The sequence below is a fragment of the Flavobacterium sp. AED genome (assembly GCF_000812945.1).
In the GTDB taxonomy this organism is placed as follows: domain Bacteria; phylum Bacteroidota; class Bacteroidia; order Flavobacteriales; family Flavobacteriaceae; genus Flavobacterium.
On the sequence record NZ_JSYM01000005.1, the window covers coordinates 187,543 to 206,183 of the forward strand.

Genomic DNA, 18,641 nt, shown 5'->3' on the forward strand with positions numbered 1-18,641 from the left:
TAGTTTTTCTTCCAGGTTTTTATTTTTTTTGTTTCCATTTTTGAATTGTTTTAATTCTTGATTTTTTGTGCAGGAATGGTCACGGGCGATTTTAGCGAAATCATATTTGATACTAATCTAAAAGCGCCTGGAACTCCTTCAGGTAATTCTCTGAATAAACTTAAACCGGTATAAATATAATATCCTTTTCCATAAGGAGCGACTAACAAAGCACCATCTTTTGGTGTTTCCCCTTTATCATTTGATGATAAAATAGGAGTGAAGGCTTTATCAAATTCATTAGGATAATACAATCCTTGTTCCTGTTTCCAGCCTTCAAAATCTTTTGAAGTGATTTTATTTGGGAAATTCATTATAGGATGATTTGGTGCTAAAAATCGAACTTCAGCATTTTCCTCAGTAACCCTGTCGCCAGAAATTTTTAGGGCGATAGGCGCTATGTTTGGGGTTACAAGATCATTTGGGTTATTGTATTGTACAATCATTGTTTTTCCTTCTTTGATAAAATCAAAAAGAATACTTTGTTTGTTTGCCAGTAATTTAACCGTATTATAAGCTCGAACTCCAGTCATCACTACATCAAAATTAGCTAGTTTTTCAGGAGTTATTTCTTCGGGTTTTAGAAGTGTTACTTTATAACCCATTTGCGATAAGCTTTTTGGAACTTCATCGCCGGCTCCCATAATATAACCAATGCGTTCCTCATTCGTTTTTAAATCCAGTTTGATAAACTTTGCTTCGGCAGGTTTCAAAACTTGTTGCTTGGTAATATGATTGTAATCGATTATGATTTGGTCCTTATCATATTGTGTATTGTCAATGACAGCAATACTTTTGGCGACAGCTTCATTGGGTTTATTTGGTGGAGTTACCTCAAAATAAACGATTTGCTCCATTCCCTTTTTTTCTAAATTAAAAGGAATTAATTTTGGAGAAACCATCCAATTACTCGGTAAGTCTAGTTGTAAATTACCTTTTACAGCATCTTTTCCAGCTTTGATTTTTACTGCTACAGTTTTATTTTTGTTATCCTTAAAAAGGGCTACTTTATCCAGAATACTGGTGGTTATTTCAGGAACAATATCTAAATAATTATACATTTCACCTTTTACGCCATCATTGTATTTATAGACAACGGTTCGCTCAAAAGGAATATCAATTCCATTGATTTGCATGTTAAAAACCACTTTCACTTCCCGAATGATATCAGGAATTCCAATGTTTTTTTGATCATCCACCGTGTACATTCCTACTGTTCCATTTTCTTTTAACCAATACGGTTGTGTGTATGCTATTGTTGTCGGTAATTGTAAATCGAGGTTGATGTTTTTTAAAATATTAGTATTTAAAGCTGAATTTTGAGGCGTGTTTTTCTGTTCCGGCAAAGTGTTTACACTCATTAATTGCATCGGAATAGTACTTCTATTTATTGCTTCAAGTTTTAGTTTTACAATGCTGCCAGGAGTTGCTTCCTGATTTTGGGCAACTGCCTCAAGATACAATCCGGAACAAGCAGCAATAATTTCTTTTATTGCGGAAGATTTTAATGTGGTCCAATGCTTTTCGTCTAAAGATTGCATCATCGTATAGGCTTTCGCCAAATTTGGAATACTGGCCGAAGGATTTGTATAATCAAACTGAGAAGCGATGGTTGTCAATAATTCTCCGATAGGTTTTCCGCCTTTTACACGGTTCCAACTCGTGTCAACTCCTTCAAAAATTGAAGATTTATTTTTTAATGGTTCGCCATTTATAAATTCTAAATACTCGGTTTCCTCACCACGACTTCCGGTACTTCCAAAACCCTGTGATTGATGGCGACTGCGGCTTAAAGCGGCAATTTCCTGATTTGATTTTCCAATTGATGGAAAATAAGTGCCTATTTGCATCTCCATCAAATTTGATTTATCAGCGGCATCAAATTTTTCTTTGCTACCATAAAACCACCATGAGGTATTAAAAAACTGACGTTTAGGTTGCCAAGGCTGCACTAATTTTAATTGTTCCGGAAAAATGGTTGGGTTATTGGCTAAATCAAAACTTTCTACGCTCAACATTGCCGATGCAGTATGATGACCGTGTGTAGTTCCTGGAGAGCGATGGTCAAACCGATTGATGATTACATCAGGTTGAAATTTTCGAATAGCCCATACTATATCTGAGAGTACTTTTTGTTTGTCCCAAATTTCTAATGTTTCAGTTGGATTTTTAGAAAAACCAAAGTCATTGGCACGGGAAAAAAATTGTTCGCCACCATCAATTTTTCTGGCTTCTATAAGTTCTTGAGTTCTTATTACTCCTAATAATTCGCGCAATTGCGGACCTATTAAATTTTGCCCTCCATCACCGCGCGTCAAGGATAAGTAGCCGGTCCTTGCTTTTGTCTCATTTGATAAATAAGAAATCAAGCGGGTATTTTCATCATCAGGATGAGCAGCTATATAAAGAACTGAACCTAAAAAATTAAGTTTTTGAATTTGATTATAAATTTCAACAGAATTTAATTTTTGAGGTTGTTGAGCGATTGCTATTTGAAAACAAAAAAGGAATAGTAGAATCGCTTGCAGGTGTTTTTTTTGCATTATTTTAAATTTAATTTGCAATAGCTTCAAATGTAGGAATTAAATAATTTTTTCTGAAATGTTTTGGGTTTTCTTTAAAATAAAAATTTGATTTAATAAAAAAAGAGAGAACTAATTTTGGTTCTCTCTTTTTTTTTGATCACTTATAAAGTATTAGTGTCTTCCGTGTCCATTACCATTTCCATTTCCTCGACCATTACCTTCATTACCTCTACGGTTATCGTGGTCTCTGCGATTATCATGTTCTCTACGATCGTCTCTTCTGTTATCATAGTCTCTACGGTTGTCGTATTCTCTGCGATTATTGTTATAACCTATATTTCTTTGCTCATTACCACGGTATCCTCTGTAATATCTTGATCTATCATTATCAAAGTTTCTGTAAGGTCTTGAACCGTGATAATCATTTAAGACTACTTTGTATCCACCATACAAATCATAATTTCTATATTGTCTCGGTAAATATCTTGATCGAATCCATCTTCCTTCTCCAAAATAAATAAACTGAGTTGCTCTTACATCATAATAAGCTTCAACATCTGGTAAATAATAATACTCAGCTTCGGCATATCCTGAAGGACCCCAATCTGGTCGTGTACCAATGTTTAAACTTACTGAAACTTGTGCATGTATTGTACTGGATGCAAAAAGTATAATTCCTACGGCGATTAATTTTAATGTTCTCATTTTTCAAATATTTAATTAGTAATAATTTTATATAAACTCATTTGTAAATACTTTTTTAGTTAAGCCAACAACTGTGCCAATATAGATTTTTTAACATTTAATTAAGATTTGATTACTAAAAAAAAGAGAAGCTCATAAGCTTCTCTTTTGATTCTATTTTTTAAAATTTAATTATAATAAAAGGATCAATAAAAGGATTATAATTATAATAGCACCAACGGATAAATAAACACCGTTTCCAGTTGATCTTAACTCAGCGTTAATGGCTCTAACTTCTTTTCTAAGTGCTTTCTTCTCTGAAGATTTCATTGAAGATTTGTCCATTGCTTTTATTTCATCTAAACGAGAAAGCAACGTTTTAACATTTTCAGGAACTTCTTTTGTATTGCTTGTTACTGCAATTGGATTTTTTTCGGCAGCAATACTATTGGTTGGAATAACTGTTAATGATAGTACCATTATCATTAAATAAAAGGTAACTTTTTTCATCTTGTTTCTGTTTTTGATTAAACACTATTGTTCTTGTAAATATAAAAAATAATTAATAATAAATTTCATATAATTGAATGTCAAAATAATATTTTAAAAACTAAAAAAAAAGAATGTCGATGTAATTTGCTTAAAATTAAAGGACCACTTTTAAATCATTTTATTAGAGGTTGTATAAAAAAAGAGAGTCCCAATTTGGGACTCTCTTTTTGATTGCATGAATCAGTCTTAATGTTTCCCATTTCCATGGCCACCGTTTCCTTTTCCATTTCCTTTTTCATGACCATCATTTCCGCCACCTTGGTTTCCGTTACCTCCGTGGTTGCCATTATTGCCGTTATTTTTATATGCTTTATTATTGTTATTCCCTCTTGGACCTATAGCTCTTTGAGGAGCACCATGATATCCTTTGTAATATTTTACTTTATGATTTTTAAAGTTACTGTAAGGTCTTGAACCATGATAATCATTCAATACAACTTTGTATCCATTGTACAGATCATAATTTCTGTATTGCCCAGGTAAATATCTTGAACGGATCCATCTTCCTCCATTAAAATAAATAAACTGTGTTGCTCTTATGTCATAATAAGCTTCTACATCAGGTAAGTAATAATAATCTACATTAGAATATCCTGAGGGACCCCATGACGGAGCTGTACCTATATTTACATTTACTGAAACTTGTGCGTGTATCGAACTTGTTACTAAAAGGATTATTCCTGCCGCAATTAATTTTAATGTTTTCATTCTTTAAATATTTAATTAATAATTATTTTATATTCACTACTTAAGTCAATACTTTTTGTGCAAATCCAACAACTGTGCCAGTTTAAAATAGTTAAACTATTATTGGGTTTTAGTTTTCATAAAAAAAGAGAAGTAATATAGCTTCTCTTTAAATTTTATTTTGGAAACCGGATTACAATAAAAGAATCAATAAAAGGATAACGATTATAATTGCACCAACTGATAGATAAACACCGTTTCCAGTTGATCTTAACTCAGCATTAATGGCACGAACTTCTTTACGAAGGGCTTTTTTCTCTGATGATTTCATGGATGATTTGTCCATTGCTTTAATTTCATCTAAACGAGAAAGCATTGTTTTAACGTTTTCTGGAATTTCTTTTGTGTTGCTTGTTACTGTAATTGGATTTTTTTCAGCAGCAAAAGTAGTGGTTGGAATTATACTTAATGATAATAACATCATCATTAAATAAAAGGTAACTTTTTTCATCTTGTTTTTTTTAGGATTAGTTGATATGTTTTTTATTAATGTAAAGATAAAGCGAAACTGAAAGAAGGAACTTATAGAATTATTGTATTAAATTATATAATTCACACTTTAGAAATAAAAATATTTAATTATTGTAATCTCTTTTTAATTAGATGGTTGTGTTTTTTATTATTTATAAATAACAGTGCGAGGTTTTGCTAATTCAAAATCCTGAAAACCAAAATCAGTAGTCTCAAAAGAATTAGTTTTGAATACATTTTCTCCGATATCTGGAATTGATGGATAATAGGAAAGTGATATTTGGAAAGAACTAAATACTAAATAATCATTATTTATAATAAAACCAATCCCAATTTTTGAATATGCTTTACTTTCACCAAGTCTTTTTTGAGAATTTCCAAGCATGGCAATTGAATAGTTAAAATATGGATTTACCCGAAATCCCCACAAATCCCATGGTGAATAGGCTTGAGTTTGTAAAGTCAATACTGCTTTTTGAGTACCATATTCAGCACTTGTAAAACCAATTAGTCCATTATTTTCATTAATTGATAACTTATCTCCTATAGAATTTAACCGGTTTATCCCTAAAATGAGTTGAGGCTTAATAAACTGTCTTAATTTCCATTTTCCAATATCAATTAAATTAGTGAAATAATTTGCCTGAAAAGAAAAAGCAGTCTGGTTTGTAGTCGATTTATCAAAAAAAGAACCTAGTTCTATATTGGTACTTAAAAAACCCCATTTGTAAAAATTCCCAAAAGCAGCTCGACAACCCAAATAGAAACGACCAGTGTTATTTTTATATTGATACCCACCGGTTATTCCATAAATTTTTCCAATGGGAACATCTTCTATAACTCCATTTTTAAAAATATATTTGTCTTCAACAAATAGTCGTGAAGTAACACCGATTCCGGCAAGAAAAAATTTCTCTCCAGAATAGAAATCGATTGGATCATACACTATTGTTGGACTTTCTATGTATTTTATATTTAAAAATCGCCCGGATAAAATTAGATTTGTGGTTCTGTCTCCCTCAGTGTTTCCTTTAAATATTTTAAAAGCATGTCCCACCCATAAATCTTGTGAATTGTATTTAAAATTTTGTTTGGCATATATCAAATTGGAATCCTGAAGTGTATCTTTTCTAAATTGTTGATCAATGTAAATTCCAGCCGCCCATTTTGCAAAAGGAGAATAAAAAGGACGATCAATATTCACACTTTTGCCATAATAATTATCTAAATCAATATGATAATTAAAAGTAGTTTTAATAAATGTATTCTTGATGTTAGGAATGCTATAGGTCAAACTATAAGCTTTTTTTCCATCGCTGAATCTGGTTTTATATTCATTGTCAATTTCATGGCCAGATCCTAAAAAGTTCCGTTCATTCAATTCGAAAGTGGCTCTGGAATTAGAAATGGATCCTTTTGGAATAATGCTCCAAGTATCCAATACCCGAATATAAACATCAACTGAATCAGGATTGTTTTTAATTAATTGTGGCGTTATACTAACTCTGCTAACGAATCTTTGAGTCCTAATCAAACGTTCTGATTCTTTTACTAATAAGGAATCCAACGGTTCGTTTTCTCTTATGAGTAATAAATTTTGAATTGCCAGTCTATTGGTCTTAATGTGTATTCTGTTTCCGCTTCTTTCAGCCCAATTTCGAGCTTCTTTAGTTGTATCAATTTCTGAAAATCCAAACGGATCAAGCGTTGTAATGTTTATATTTCTAATAGTTCTGCCTTCAAAAGCAAGGTATTTTTTGTGTATTACTTTTTTCTTTTTAGTTTTTATATTAACGGGTTCAAAAATTAAATGATGCAACATTTTAGTGAACTTTCTTTTTTTGGAATAGGTTTGAATATCCTTGTACACTTCAGAAGAATCCTTTTTGGGCATATTAACCTGCGAAAAAGAAATCTGAAAGCAACAAAAAAGTAAAAAAAATAAAATCAGTTTTTGTTTTTGAAACATCTTAAAAAAATTAGCTTTAAAAAATAGATTTTGAAATTTTAAGCAATTAATTTTCAGTACGGTTTATATCATTTTCTGTGGTTGTTTCTGTAAACATTGGAACAGTTATATCGGTTTTGATTATGATTTTTTTTGGTGTTGTTTCTGAATCAAAAAGAGGTAATTTTATATTACGCCACGTATATGTTTTTGGTAAATCATCACCCATTAAATAGCCCCAAGGTTCCAGCGATTCTATTCTGTCAAAAATCACTTTAAGAATCGCAATTATCGGAATGGCTAAAAACATTCCAGAAATACCACAAAGCGCACCGCCTATAATAATCCCAATAATGGAAACAAATGCATTTATTTGAACTTTTGAACTAACAACTAAAGGGACTAAAATATTATTGTCAATTAATTGTACAATTATATTTACTACAATGACACCAACAATAATGGATAAGTCGGGCGTGCCGGTTAGGGATGCTATAATGCTTAAAGCACCAGCAAATAATATTCCAACATAGGGTATTAAGTTTAATATTCCCGTAACAATTCCCAATAAAATAGCATATTTAACGTCTATTATCATAAATCCAATTGTTGTCAATAGGGAAACCAGAATCATTTCTATAATTAAACCAACAATGTAACTTTTTACGGCTACTTTTATTTGAGAAAGAATATCCTGTAATTTAGGATGGTATTCTTTTTTTATCAATTTAGAAAAGAACAGCATAAAATGGGTTCTGTACAAAAGGATTAAAAAAGTATAAATGGGAATTAAAATAATGTTTAAGAGAGTGTCTGTGAAGGAAGCTAAGGTTGTACCGAGCAATTCTTTTCCTTTTTCCATCGAATCTTCCGTTGCAGTGTCAAGATATTCTTTTTGTTCTCTTGAACTTATATTGAAATGTTCTCGGATGTATTGTTGAATATTATGAATGTGGATGGATATATTTCTCTCGATTTTATTGAAATCATTAGCCATTTCACTAACTTGAATGGATAAAAATGCAAAAAGCCCAATAAAGAGTAAAATAAACAGCAAAACGGTTATCATAACTGCTATAACATGTGGAAAACGGAGTCTATGTCTTATAAAATGAGCAATTGGTCTTAGTATAATAGCAAATATAAAAGACAACAGAATTGGAATTAAAATTTCCTGACCAATATAAAAAATATAGCCAAAACTGATTAGGCTCAATAAAATCAGCGTAAGCTTTGCGTAGAAAGGTAGTTTTATTATTTCGTTCATATTTTAGTTTTTTATAGATGTTAAAACTATTTCTAAATTTAACAAGCAAATATGATAGAATAAAAAATCTAAAGCGTTATAGATTTTTTTAAAATAGTTATATAATTTACACTTATAAAACTATAAATTCAACAATAGAGTGAATAAGACCGAAGTATTTAAATAAAATTAATCTATGAATTCTTTATCATCAAAATGATTTTTCATAATTGAAATTCCTTTTTGCAAAAGCAAATTATTAGGAAAGATGACCATTTCTCCAGTTTGAGTTCTTAAGTAAACATGAAAAGCTCCAATGTCCTCAATTTCAGCTTCAATAGGAAAATCTTTGTCATGAATTTTTATTACATCACCAATTTTAAACGGAAAAGAAAAGAACAAAATAATACCAGATGTGATGTTACTCAAAATGGACCATTGGGCAACCATTGCAACTCCAACAATGGTTGTAACAGAGGAAAGTGCAATGAAAATATCTTTAGTTTGAACTCCCCAAATTATTATTAAAGCAGTTACTGTGAGGATATTAATTAATAAATGAATGTATTTGATAACTAAATTAGTTCGATGTTCAATAGTATGACTAGATTTAGCATAGCGTCTTACCAGTTTTGTAGAAATAATTCGCAATGAAATTAAAAAAACTAAAACAATTCCAGTTCCAATTAGTTCTCGTGTAAAATCATTTAAAAAAATCATATTTCCGGTTTTTATGCTAATTTACAAAAATATTCATAAACTTTATCGGTTGGCATACCCATAACATTGGCATAGGACCCTTCAATTTTTGAAACACCTATAAAACCAATCCATTCCTGAATCCCATAAGCACCCGCTTTGTCATACGGTTTGTAATTTTCAAGATAATATAGAATGGCTTCATCACTTAATTCATTAAAAGTAACTTTAGTCAGTTCATTAAGAACTGTTGTTGCTGAAGTAGTTTTGAAACAAACCGAGGTAATTACTTCATGGGTAGTATTGGATAATGATTTTAGGATTTCAAAAGCATCTTGTTGATCTTTTGGTTTACCCAAAGCCTTATTATTATGCCAAACAATTGTATCACTTGTTATTAGAATATCTCTGGGTTGCAATTCCCCTTCAAAAGCGCTGGCTTTCAATTCAGCCAAATAATCAGTGATTGCTGCAGCTTTTAGTTCAGGAGGATAAATTTCTTCGATTTCTTTTAACTTGATTTCAAAATCCAAATCTAAATCTTTGAAAAACTGTTGACGTCTTGGAGAACCTGAAGCTAGAATCAGGTTGTATTTTTTTAATTTATTTCTAAGCATTATAGTGCATATTTAAAGTAATAACAACAATGGATACAATCCCAAATAGGAGAATCCATTTAAGTAATAAACTCAATTTGTGAAAATCGTTTTTTGTTTTGGCATTCCAAATTTTAAAAGTAAAATAAAGAAGCGGTCCTAATACTGAAAGCATTAAATAAAGTGTGGCAAACTGCAACTGAAAAAGGTAATTGTTTATGTAAAAAAGAATAGCTAAAACCGGAATGAAACTTAAAGCAAAAACTATTTTTGAAGTTCGGTTGATTCCTATTGCAATAGGTAATGTATTCATTCCTTGATTGTAATCGCCATTTACATCTTCTAAGTCTTTAACTATTTCCCTAATGAAATTAAGAATAAATGTAAACAAGGCATAATCAAGAAGAATAGAGAAAATTACTGCCATTTCCTGTTGATTCCCTTCATAAGTTGCTGGATATAAATCGAAAACACCAATAATAATTACACTAAACGCGAGTAATAAAGCAACAATAATATTCCCGATGAGCATCATTTGTTTTAAACTTGTAGCGTAAAAATAAAGTGTTGCAGCTATCAAAATAAAGATAGAAGCAAAGCCAGGTTTCTGTATAACATTCGATAAATAAAAACCAATTCCAACACCAATGCAATTAAGCGCAACATATATATTGTAAGCCTTTGCTTCAGAAATACTTTTACCAACAATTACGTTATTGGGTTTGTTTATGGTATCCGTATCTTGGTCAAATATATTATTAATAACATATCCGCCAGCAGCGAGTAAAACGGTAGATAAGACTAATAATCCATATTGTAAGTCATTTAGAGCCAAAGAAATATTCTGAAATTTAAAAAAACCGTACCTAAAAACAAGTTGCATAAAAGCAAGCATGAGTAGGTTTTGGTATCGAATGAGTTTTAAAAAGTTCAATATAAGTTTATTTGTTGATTTGGTTAATCGTGTTTCCCATCAAAATGTGCCATCCATTTTCCTTGTGCTTTCATCACTTGTTCGATTACATCACGAGCGGCACCTTTTCCACCATTTTTATGTGAAATATACCTTGAAATTGCCTTAATTTCGGGGCTTGCATCTTGTGGACAAGCAGGTAATCCCACTAATTTCATCACGTGATAATCAGGAATATCATCTCCCATATACAAGACGTGTTCCGGATTTATATTGTAAACATCAGTATATTCATCAAATGTTTCCACTTTGTTTGGTGTCCCTAAATGAATGTCAGTAATCCCTAGATTTCTTAGTCGAACTCTGACGCCTTCATTGCTTCCTCCTGAAATAATGCAAACATTATAACCGCTTTCTACAGCTGCTTTCATGGCGTAACCGTCACGAATATTCATGGTTCGCAGAATTTCTCCTTCATTGGTTACAAAAACGGAGCTATCAGTAAGTACGCCATCTACGTCAAATATAAACGTAGTTATATCATTCATTATTTCTTTATAACTTTTTGCCATTATGCTGTATTGATTGTGTTAGTGTTTTATAAATTTTTAAATAATTTTCATTGGATAAAAAGGCTTCATGCGCTTCAATAGTAGCATTATCATTGCGTTTTGCAGGTCCAGTTTGTGCATCTTCAGGAGAAAGCACCATTATTTTCTGTGCAGTTTCGGCAATAAGAGGTTTTAAAATTTCGAAAGGAACCTGATGTTCCTGGCAAATTTCGCTTCCTATTTGGTACAAATGATTAGTAAAATTGTTGACGAAAACTGCTGCAACATGCAATGCTTTGCGTTGTTCCGAATTGATAGCGAAAACTTTGTCAGAAATTGCTTTTGCCACTTTATCCAATAATTGAAAATCAGTTGCATTTTCGCTTTCTAAACAAATTGGAATGGTTTTAAAATCAACGGCTTTATTTTTGGTGAATGTTTGCAGGGGATAAAAAACGCCTTTTCGGTTATTATCATCCAAAGCATTCAAAGAAACACTTCCGGAAGTATGAACCACCAAACGATTTTTGAACGGAAGTTGTGAAGAAACCTCGGCAATTGCATCGTCCGAAACGGCTATGATGTACAAATCAGCTTCTATCAAAGCATTCCAATCATCAACGATTTTATCATAATCAAGTACCTGCGACAAATTTGCAGTCTGCCTTGAAAAGACTTGAACCAATTCGATTTCTGATCCCAAATTTTGAGAATCCTGAAATGCAGCAATCAAATGTTGCGCTACATTTCCAGAGCCAATAATTATTACTTTAATCATTTGACAAAATTAGCAAAAAAATATTAAGAGTTTTATTCGAATTTGGGATAGCTTATAAACTAAAATCAGCAATGAAATATGCTTTTTTATCAAAAAACAGAAAGGCTTAATTTTGGATTAAATTAACAATTGTACGAATATAGAAGTCAACATTTTTAAGTACTTTTGTCGCACTTTAATAAAACGTAATCCCTTACAAATGATTAAAAAAATATCCTCTATTTTGTTTTCTACTCGATTAATGGCCATGCTTTTCTTAACATTTGCGATCGCAATGGGTACCGGAACTTTTATCGAAAGTAAATACAACACTGATACTGCTAAAATTTGGGTTTATAATGCTTGGTGGTTTGAAGCTATAATGGTCTTTTTCATGATTAATTTCATTGGAAATATTAAAAGATATCAGTTGTTGAAAAAAGAAAAATGGGCTACATTATTGCTTCATTTGGCTTTCGTATTTATCCTTTTAGGAGCTTTCGTAACTCGATATATCAGTTATGAAGGTATGATGCCCATTCGCGAAGGCGCAGCAGAAAATCAAGTTTTTTCAGATAAAACCTTTCTTACTGTTTTTGTTGACGGAGATTACAAAGGGGAAATGAAACGTAGAGTTTTTGAAAAACCATTGTTGCTTTCGCCAGTTACCAATAATAATTTTACAATTTCAGATAAATTTGCCAACACTAATTTTGAAGTAAAATATAAAAACTTCATTATGGGTGCTACTGAATATATAAAACCGGATCCTAAAGGTTCTTTATATTTTAAAATTGTAGAAGCAGGTGATGGCGGACGTCATGAACACATGCTAAAAGAAGGTGAAATACAAAATATCCATAACGTTTTATTTTCACTGAATAAATATACTGAGGGTGCAATAAACATTACTATTACCGGTAATACCAGCACTATTCAAACGCCATTTGAAGGTAATTTTATGCGTATGATTGATAAAATGCAAGGGAAAGTAACTAAAGGTGATGCGCAACCATTAATGATGCGTTCTTTATATACTATTGGTGAAATGCGATTTGTATTTCCTGATCCTGCGGTTAAAGGGGTAATAGATTATCAATCTAAAAATGATTTCAAAGCTAAGAATCATGAAGATGCTTTGGTTTTAAGTGTTACGGCAGACGGAAAAGAAAAAGAAGTGACAATTTTAGGTTCCAAAGGTAAAATAGGCGAATCTAAGACAGTAAAAATAGGGAATATAGATTATACTTTGTTTTATGGAAGTAAAGCTTACGTTTTACCATTCAAGATAAAACTGAATAAATTTATAGCCAAGAAGTATCCCGGAACAGAAAAAAGTTATTCTTCGTTTGAAAGTAAAGTTACAGTTCAGGATTCCACAAACTCATTTGATGCCCGAATTTACATGAATCATGTTTTAGATTACAAACAGTTTCGCTTTTTTCAATCTTCATTTGATCCTGACGAAAAAGGAACAGTTTTATCTGTAAATCATGATTTTTGGGGTACTGCCATTACTTATGCTGGTTATTTTATGTTGTTTTTTGCCATGATGTCAATTATGTTTACCAAATATTCTCGTTTTGCTGATTTGAAAAGAAAACTGGAAATAGTAAAAACTAAAAAAGCAATACTAATTACGGTCTTAGTTTTGATGCTTAGTTTTAATAGTTTTGCTCAAGGTCATGATGAACATCAACACCAAGCACCAAGTGAGAAACAAATTGATTCTTTATTGAATAAATACAAAGTCCCTGAAGATCATGCAGCTAAATTTGGACGATTAATTATTCAGGATGCTGGAGGAAGAATGAAACCGGTGAATACTTTTTCATCTGAATTGCTTCGAAAAGTAAGTCATATGGAAACCTATAAGGGCATGAATTCTGATCAGGTATTATTGTCGATGACACAATATGCTAAAGTTTGGATTGAAGTTCCTATTATCTATATTAAAGCAGGAAATGATAGTATTCGTAAGATTATAGGAATTGATAAGGAAGCACAATACGCTCCTTTTATCTCTTTTTTCGATGAGAAAGGAAATTATAAACTGTCGTCTTATTTGGATGATGCATTCAAAACTGCGAATCCGGATCAATTCCAAAAGGATTTTATCGAAACGGATAAGAAAGTGAATCTAATGGAATCAGCTTTGAGTGGAAGAATTCTTAAGATTTTCCCTATTCCGAATAATGCGAATAACAAATGGATTTCCTATTTAGAATTGAATGAATCTGGAATGAAAGGAATGGATGCTACTTATACTAAAAGTGTATTGCCATTATATTTTGGAACTTTGACTAATGCAGCTGATACTAAAGATTATAAAACGGCAAATGAGCTATTAGAAAGTATAAACGGTTTTCAGAAAAAATTTGGAGCTAAAGTAAGACCAAGTGAAGATAAAATTTCATTGGAAATCATGTATAATAAATCCGATATTTTCAAGAATCTTTTTATGGCATATTTTACAATTGGCTGTTTAATGCTTGTGTTTACGATTCTTAATATTATTTTCGAAAAAAAGACCTTACGTATTGTAATTAATTCTTTTCACATAATCATTGGGATATTATTTGGGTTGCATACTATTGGGTTAATAGCCAGATGGTTTATTTCTGGTCACGCACCTTGGAGTAATGCTTATGAATCGATTATTTATGTGGCCTGGGCGACGATGTTTTTTGGTTTGGCTTTTGACAGAAAATCAAAACTTACAGTTGCTGCTTCGGCTTTTGTAACTTCTATGATTTTGTTTGCGGCTTTTATGAACTGGATTGATCCTGAAATAGCTAATTTACAACCCGTTCTTAATTCATATTGGTTGATGATTCACGTAGCGGTAATCGTTGCGAGTTATGGTCCATTTGCATTAGGAATGATTTTAGGAACTGTTTCTCTTCTGTTGATTTTGTTTACCAATGAAAAAAACAAAGTTAAGATGGACTTGAATATTCAGGAAATCACCTATATCAACGAAATGGCTTTGACAATAGGTTTAATCATGCTTACCATTGGAAATTTCCTTGGAGGACAATGGGCTAATGAAAGTTGGGGGCGTTACTGGGGATGGGATCCAAAAGAAACTTGGGCTTTAATCAGTATTATGGTTTATGCTTTTGTGATTCATGCCAGATTTGTTCCTTCTTTAAGAGGTAAATGGATTTTTAACCTAATGAGTATGTTTGCGTTTGTATCAATTTTGTTTACGTATTATGGCGTTAATTTTCACTTAGTAGGATTGCATTCGTACGCAAGTGGAGAAGCTAAGTCATTGAGTTGGATTTGGATTTCTTTAGGGGCAATTGCTTTATTTGGAGCTATTTCCTATCCAAAATACAGAAAGTATTATAAGAAATAAGAATTGGATTAATTCTATAAAAAAAGGTTCAACTTTACTGTTGAACCTTTTTTTTATTCGTTAAATTCGACTTTTACCATTTTGTAATATTCTAATGGAGAAACGCCCGATATCTCTTTAAAACTCGTAAAAAAGGGATTGTATGAAGTAAATCCAACTTTTTTTGACAAGGAGTCTAAGGTATTGTTTTTTAAATAGTTTAATTCGATATGCTTTATGGCATCGTGAATTCGGATTACTTTTTTATACTCAGAAAAGGAAATTGTTGAATGATATTTAAATATATAAGAAATATGACTTTTTGGAATATTCAGTTTGTTAGAAAAATCAGTAAGTGTCATTTTTGAGTCTCTAAAAATTTCATATTCAAAAGATAACTGTTCTATATGATCTATATATGTTAGAATGTTTTTGTCTATTTTTTCTTTTAAAATACTATGTTGACTATTATTTAAACTGATATTGGGAGCTATTTTCCAAATTTCATTTAGAACTAAATCAGTTTTTTTATTTTCATTTATTTTCTTGTTAAGCGCATTGTAACCATATAATATTTCTGGTGTAATTAGTATTTTTATTAAAATTAATAACCAAATACAAGAGGAGATCCATTGGTAATTAAATCCTTTCATACTTTGATTGTAATATAGATCTATAAAAAGAGCTGTGATTAGTCTTATTGATATTAATACAAGTGCAATAAATAAAAAGGAAGCCCAATTATTAATCACTTTATTTTGTTTCATAATTACTTTTACTCCACCTTTTTTTGACCAAATATTTTTTTTTAATATTCGATATGATAGTACATTATAAAAAACAACAAATGAAATAAAGACTACATATAGGAAAAGTTTTAAACCTAGTATTGGAAAACTTTGATTATTAAGTATAATCCCTAATATGGAAAAAGACAATGGGAATATAAAATGATATAACTCCCTAGTATCAAATCCTTTTTCATTTGCAAATAAATTTTTGAAATACAAATAACAAAGTGGGATTACAACTGATGAAAAGTTAGAATAGGTAAAGTAGATGTTTTTAAAAGAAGAGTCTGATACAAAATAGGTCAATCCATTTAAGAAAAAACGTAAAGACATTATGATTATGAGTAAGACTATATAAAAATTCATAATCTTATTTGATTCGTAATTATTGTAAATTAAGGTAATGGTCAGTAAACCAATAAGGCCAGTAATGATGAAAAGTAAATTTGTCAGCATTTTAAATATTTAATTTTAATGTCCTAAAAATAGATAATTTATATATGAAAATCTAATTATTTTTAAACTATATATTTTAAGAATGTCAGATCAAATGTCTCCTGATTTTTGTGTTCACAGGTATAAATAAGAGCCTTTAAACTACTTATTTTCAGTTTTTAGTTACTAAAAACTGAAAAACTGTTACTGATTATGGTTATTAGTAGCTGTTTCTGTTTTTATCGATAAACGGCAAATAATATAGCTTAAATTTGATAAAAATAACTTTTATGAGGTATTTACTTATATTTTTTACTATAGCTTTTCATGGTCAAGTATTGCATCACCAAATGCTTTCCTCACAAGGAATCTCTAAAAAAATGCCGGATGGTTTGATAGTAACACAGACTATTGGTCAACAAAGTCTTATAGGCACTTCTAGTAACAAGTATGTGGTTATGCAGGGGTTTCAGCAAAGTGTTTGGGGCAAATATATTTCTTCAAATTTATTAGACGATATCAAGACAACAACTTACCCAAATCCATTTATTGAAACTGTTAGTTTTGAATTTTCAAAACCAATTAATCAATTAATAAACATAAATGTTTTTGATATAAGTGGGCATTTGGTTTTTGAACAGAAGATTAAACCCAATAATACTATTTTGACTATTCATTTACCGGCATTACCTAGTTCAGAATATTTAGTTCGATTAAATACGGATAACTTTAACTATTATACTAAAATTATTAAACGATGATAAAAAACTACTTTCCACTTACTATTTTGAATACTGCACACAATTATTTTTTCGATAAAATTATCTCAACTAGAAATTAATTTCTGGAAATCTTATTAATGATTAAGAAGATTTGAGGTGTAGTTTCACATTTTTCTTTTGTTTTAATTCTTGACTTTTTATGTACAAGTTTGGAATACCTAAAAACAATTAAGGAAAGTTATTATCCAATACCAATCAACTTTATCACGGTATTCATTTTAACAATAATTCATTTAAATTATGAAAAAAATAATTTTACTTTTTATACTTTTTTTAGGTGCTAAAAGTTTTGCACAAACTAATGGGATTACCTATCAAGCTGTAATTTTAAATCCTAATGAGAAACAATTACCAGATGTAAACTCAAATACACCACTTGTTAGTAAGGATGTTTGTATGTTGTTTAAATTCTATGATGAATATTCAAAATTAGAATATCAAGAAGTTATTCAAACGAAAACTGATCAATACGGTATGGTCAATTTAATCATAGGAACCGGATCACAAACGGATGGTTATGCGACCTCTTTTGAAACTATTTTATGGGATTCCATGAAAAAAAGTTTAGTGGTTGGTATAAGTACAAATGGAAATTGTTCTTCATTTACAGAAATAAGCAATCAACCATTTACTTATGTTCCTTTTGCCTATTCATCAATAAATGCTACTAATGTCGTAGGAGTTGTTTCTATTGAAAATGGTGGTACAAATGCAACGACCCTTCTGGATGCAAGAAAGAATTTGGCTATTGAAAATATTGATAATACAAGTGATTTAAATAAACCTCTTAGTTTAGCAGAGCTAAATGCACTGAGTTCAAAAGAAAATAGTTCAAATAAAAGTACAAATGTTATTGTTGATGGTGATTCTGATATAAAATATCCAAGTGTAAAATCAGTAAAAGAATATGTAGACGCTAATGTTTCAACAAATATTTTAGGTTTAGAATCGGAAATCTTACGTGCTAAATCTGCAGAAGCAGCATTGACAACTGATTTAGCATCCGAAACCACAGCAAGAACAAACGCTGATACAACATTAACATCGGATTTGGCCACAGAAACCACTCGCGCCACAACAACAGAAAATGCTTTGTCAACTGATTTAGCTTCCGAAACTACAGCAAGAACTTCAGCTGATGGTACGATAACTACAAATTTAACTTCAGAAGTAACGAGAGCCACTTCAGTAGAAACTACAATCGCTGCTAACTTAGCAACAGAAACTGGAGCAAGAACTTTAGCTGATGCTACATTAACAACAAACTTAACTTCTGAAGTAACCAGAGCCACCTCAGTAGAAGCTACTATTGCAGCTAACTTGGTAACAGAAACTGGAGTAAGAACTTCAGCTAATACTATTTTGCAATCCAATATCAATACGGTTCAAACTACCGTTGATTCAAACAAAGCCGCAACTGATGCTGCCATTGCGGGAGTCCAATCGGATTTTGTTGCCAATAAAACGGCTGGTGATTTAGCGGATACTGCTTTACAATCCAATATCAATACGGTTCAAACTACCGTTGATTCAAACAAAGCCGCAACTGATGCTGCCATTGC

At 31.1% G+C, this 18,641-nt stretch carries 16 protein-coding genes; 3 read left to right on the top strand and 13 right to left on the bottom strand.

Annotated features, from left to right (window positions below; genetic code table 11):
- Positions 1-50 precede the first annotated feature (50 nt).
- The 12 genes from OA85_RS15230 to OA85_RS15285 all read right to left on the bottom strand — a co-directional run bounded on the left by OA85_RS15230 (position 51) and on the right by OA85_RS15285 (position 11,749).
- On the bottom strand, positions 51-2,582 hold the full coding sequence (locus OA85_RS15230) for a PIG-L family deacetylase (protein WP_039110681.1): 2,532 nt from the start codon (positions 2,580-2,582) through the stop codon (positions 51-53).
- Positions 2,583-2,735: 153 nt separating this feature from the next.
- On the bottom strand, positions 2,736-3,269 hold the full coding sequence (locus tag OA85_RS15235) for a hypothetical protein (protein ID WP_039110682.1): 534 nt from the start codon (positions 3,267-3,269) through the stop codon (positions 2,736-2,738).
- A 171-nt stretch (positions 3,270-3,440) separates the two neighbouring features.
- On the bottom strand, positions 3,441-3,758 hold the full coding sequence (locus OA85_RS15240; RefSeq protein WP_039110683.1) for a hypothetical protein: 318 nt from the start codon (positions 3,756-3,758) through the stop codon (positions 3,441-3,443).
- A 228-nt stretch (positions 3,759-3,986) separates the two neighbouring features.
- Positions 3,987-4,508: a hypothetical protein gene (locus OA85_RS15245; RefSeq protein WP_039110684.1), complete on the bottom strand. Its 522-nt coding sequence runs from the start codon at positions 4,506-4,508 to the stop codon at positions 3,987-3,989.
- Positions 4,509-4,680: 172 nt separating this feature from the next.
- The gene (locus OA85_RS15250; protein ID WP_039110685.1) at positions 4,681-4,998 is read right to left on the bottom strand and encodes a hypothetical protein; all 318 of its coding nucleotides are present in this window, start codon (positions 4,996-4,998) and stop codon (positions 4,681-4,683) included.
- A gap of 168 nt (positions 4,999-5,166) precedes the next feature.
- Positions 5,167-6,912, bottom strand: coding sequence for a hypothetical protein (locus tag OA85_RS15255; RefSeq protein WP_231557116.1), 1,746 nt, complete (start codon positions 6,910-6,912; stop codon positions 5,167-5,169).
- Between the two features lie 121 nt (positions 6,913-7,033).
- Positions 7,034-8,233 carry an AI-2E family transporter gene (locus OA85_RS15260; protein WP_039110687.1) on the bottom strand — a complete coding sequence of 400 codons (1,200 nt, stop codon included), beginning with the start codon at positions 8,231-8,233 and terminating at the stop codon, positions 7,034-7,036.
- Between the two features lie 168 nt (positions 8,234-8,401).
- Positions 8,402-8,932 (bottom strand): mechanosensitive ion channel domain-containing protein, encoded by a 531-nt coding sequence (locus tag OA85_RS15265; protein ID WP_039110688.1) that lies wholly within the window; start codon positions 8,930-8,932, stop codon positions 8,402-8,404.
- 11 nt (positions 8,933-8,943) lie between these two features.
- Positions 8,944-9,528 carry a Maf-like protein gene (locus OA85_RS15270; RefSeq protein WP_039110689.1) on the bottom strand — a complete coding sequence of 195 codons (585 nt, stop codon included), beginning with the start codon at positions 9,526-9,528 and terminating at the stop codon, positions 8,944-8,946.
- The gene (locus OA85_RS15275) at positions 9,521-10,402 is read right to left on the bottom strand and encodes a geranylgeranylglycerol-phosphate geranylgeranyltransferase (protein WP_039110690.1); all 882 of its coding nucleotides are present in this window, start codon (positions 10,400-10,402) and stop codon (positions 9,521-9,523) included. Before OA85_RS15275 ends, OA85_RS15270 begins: the two co-directional genes overlap by 8 nt.
- 62 nt (positions 10,403-10,464) lie before the next feature.
- A complete protein-coding gene (locus tag OA85_RS15280; protein ID WP_039110691.1) occupies positions 10,465-10,992 on the bottom strand; it encodes an HAD family hydrolase in 528 nt (175 codons plus the stop codon).
- Entirely contained in the window at positions 10,976-11,749 is a 774-nt protein-coding gene (locus OA85_RS15285; RefSeq protein WP_039110692.1) for a Rossmann-like and DUF2520 domain-containing protein, read from the bottom strand. The genes OA85_RS15280 and OA85_RS15285 overlap by 17 nt, the downstream gene beginning before the upstream one ends.
- A gap of 199 nt (positions 11,750-11,948) precedes the next feature.
- Between OA85_RS15285 and ccsA the strand changes: the two genes are divergently transcribed.
- Positions 11,949-15,092, top strand: coding sequence for a cytochrome c biogenesis protein (gene ccsA / locus OA85_RS15290; RefSeq protein WP_039110693.1), 3,144 nt, complete (start codon positions 11,949-11,951; stop codon positions 15,090-15,092).
- A gap of 53 nt (positions 15,093-15,145) precedes the next feature.
- On the opposite strand, the gene OA85_RS17520 is transcribed toward ccsA, so the two are convergent.
- Entirely contained in the window at positions 15,146-15,838 is a 693-nt protein-coding gene (locus OA85_RS17520) for an AraC family transcriptional regulator (protein WP_197056092.1), read from the bottom strand.
- Between the two features lie 749 nt (positions 15,839-16,587).
- Between OA85_RS17520 and OA85_RS15300 the strand changes: the two genes are divergently transcribed.
- Together OA85_RS15300 and OA85_RS15305 are read left to right on the top strand one after the other, a co-directional pair.
- A complete protein-coding gene (locus tag OA85_RS15300; RefSeq protein WP_039110695.1) occupies positions 16,588-17,058 on the top strand; it encodes a T9SS type A sorting domain-containing protein in 471 nt (156 codons plus the stop codon).
- 261 nt (positions 17,059-17,319) lie between these two features.
- A partial coding sequence (locus tag OA85_RS15305; RefSeq protein ID WP_039110696.1) for a hypothetical protein occupies positions 17,320-18,641 on the top strand: 1,322 nt, incomplete at its 3' end.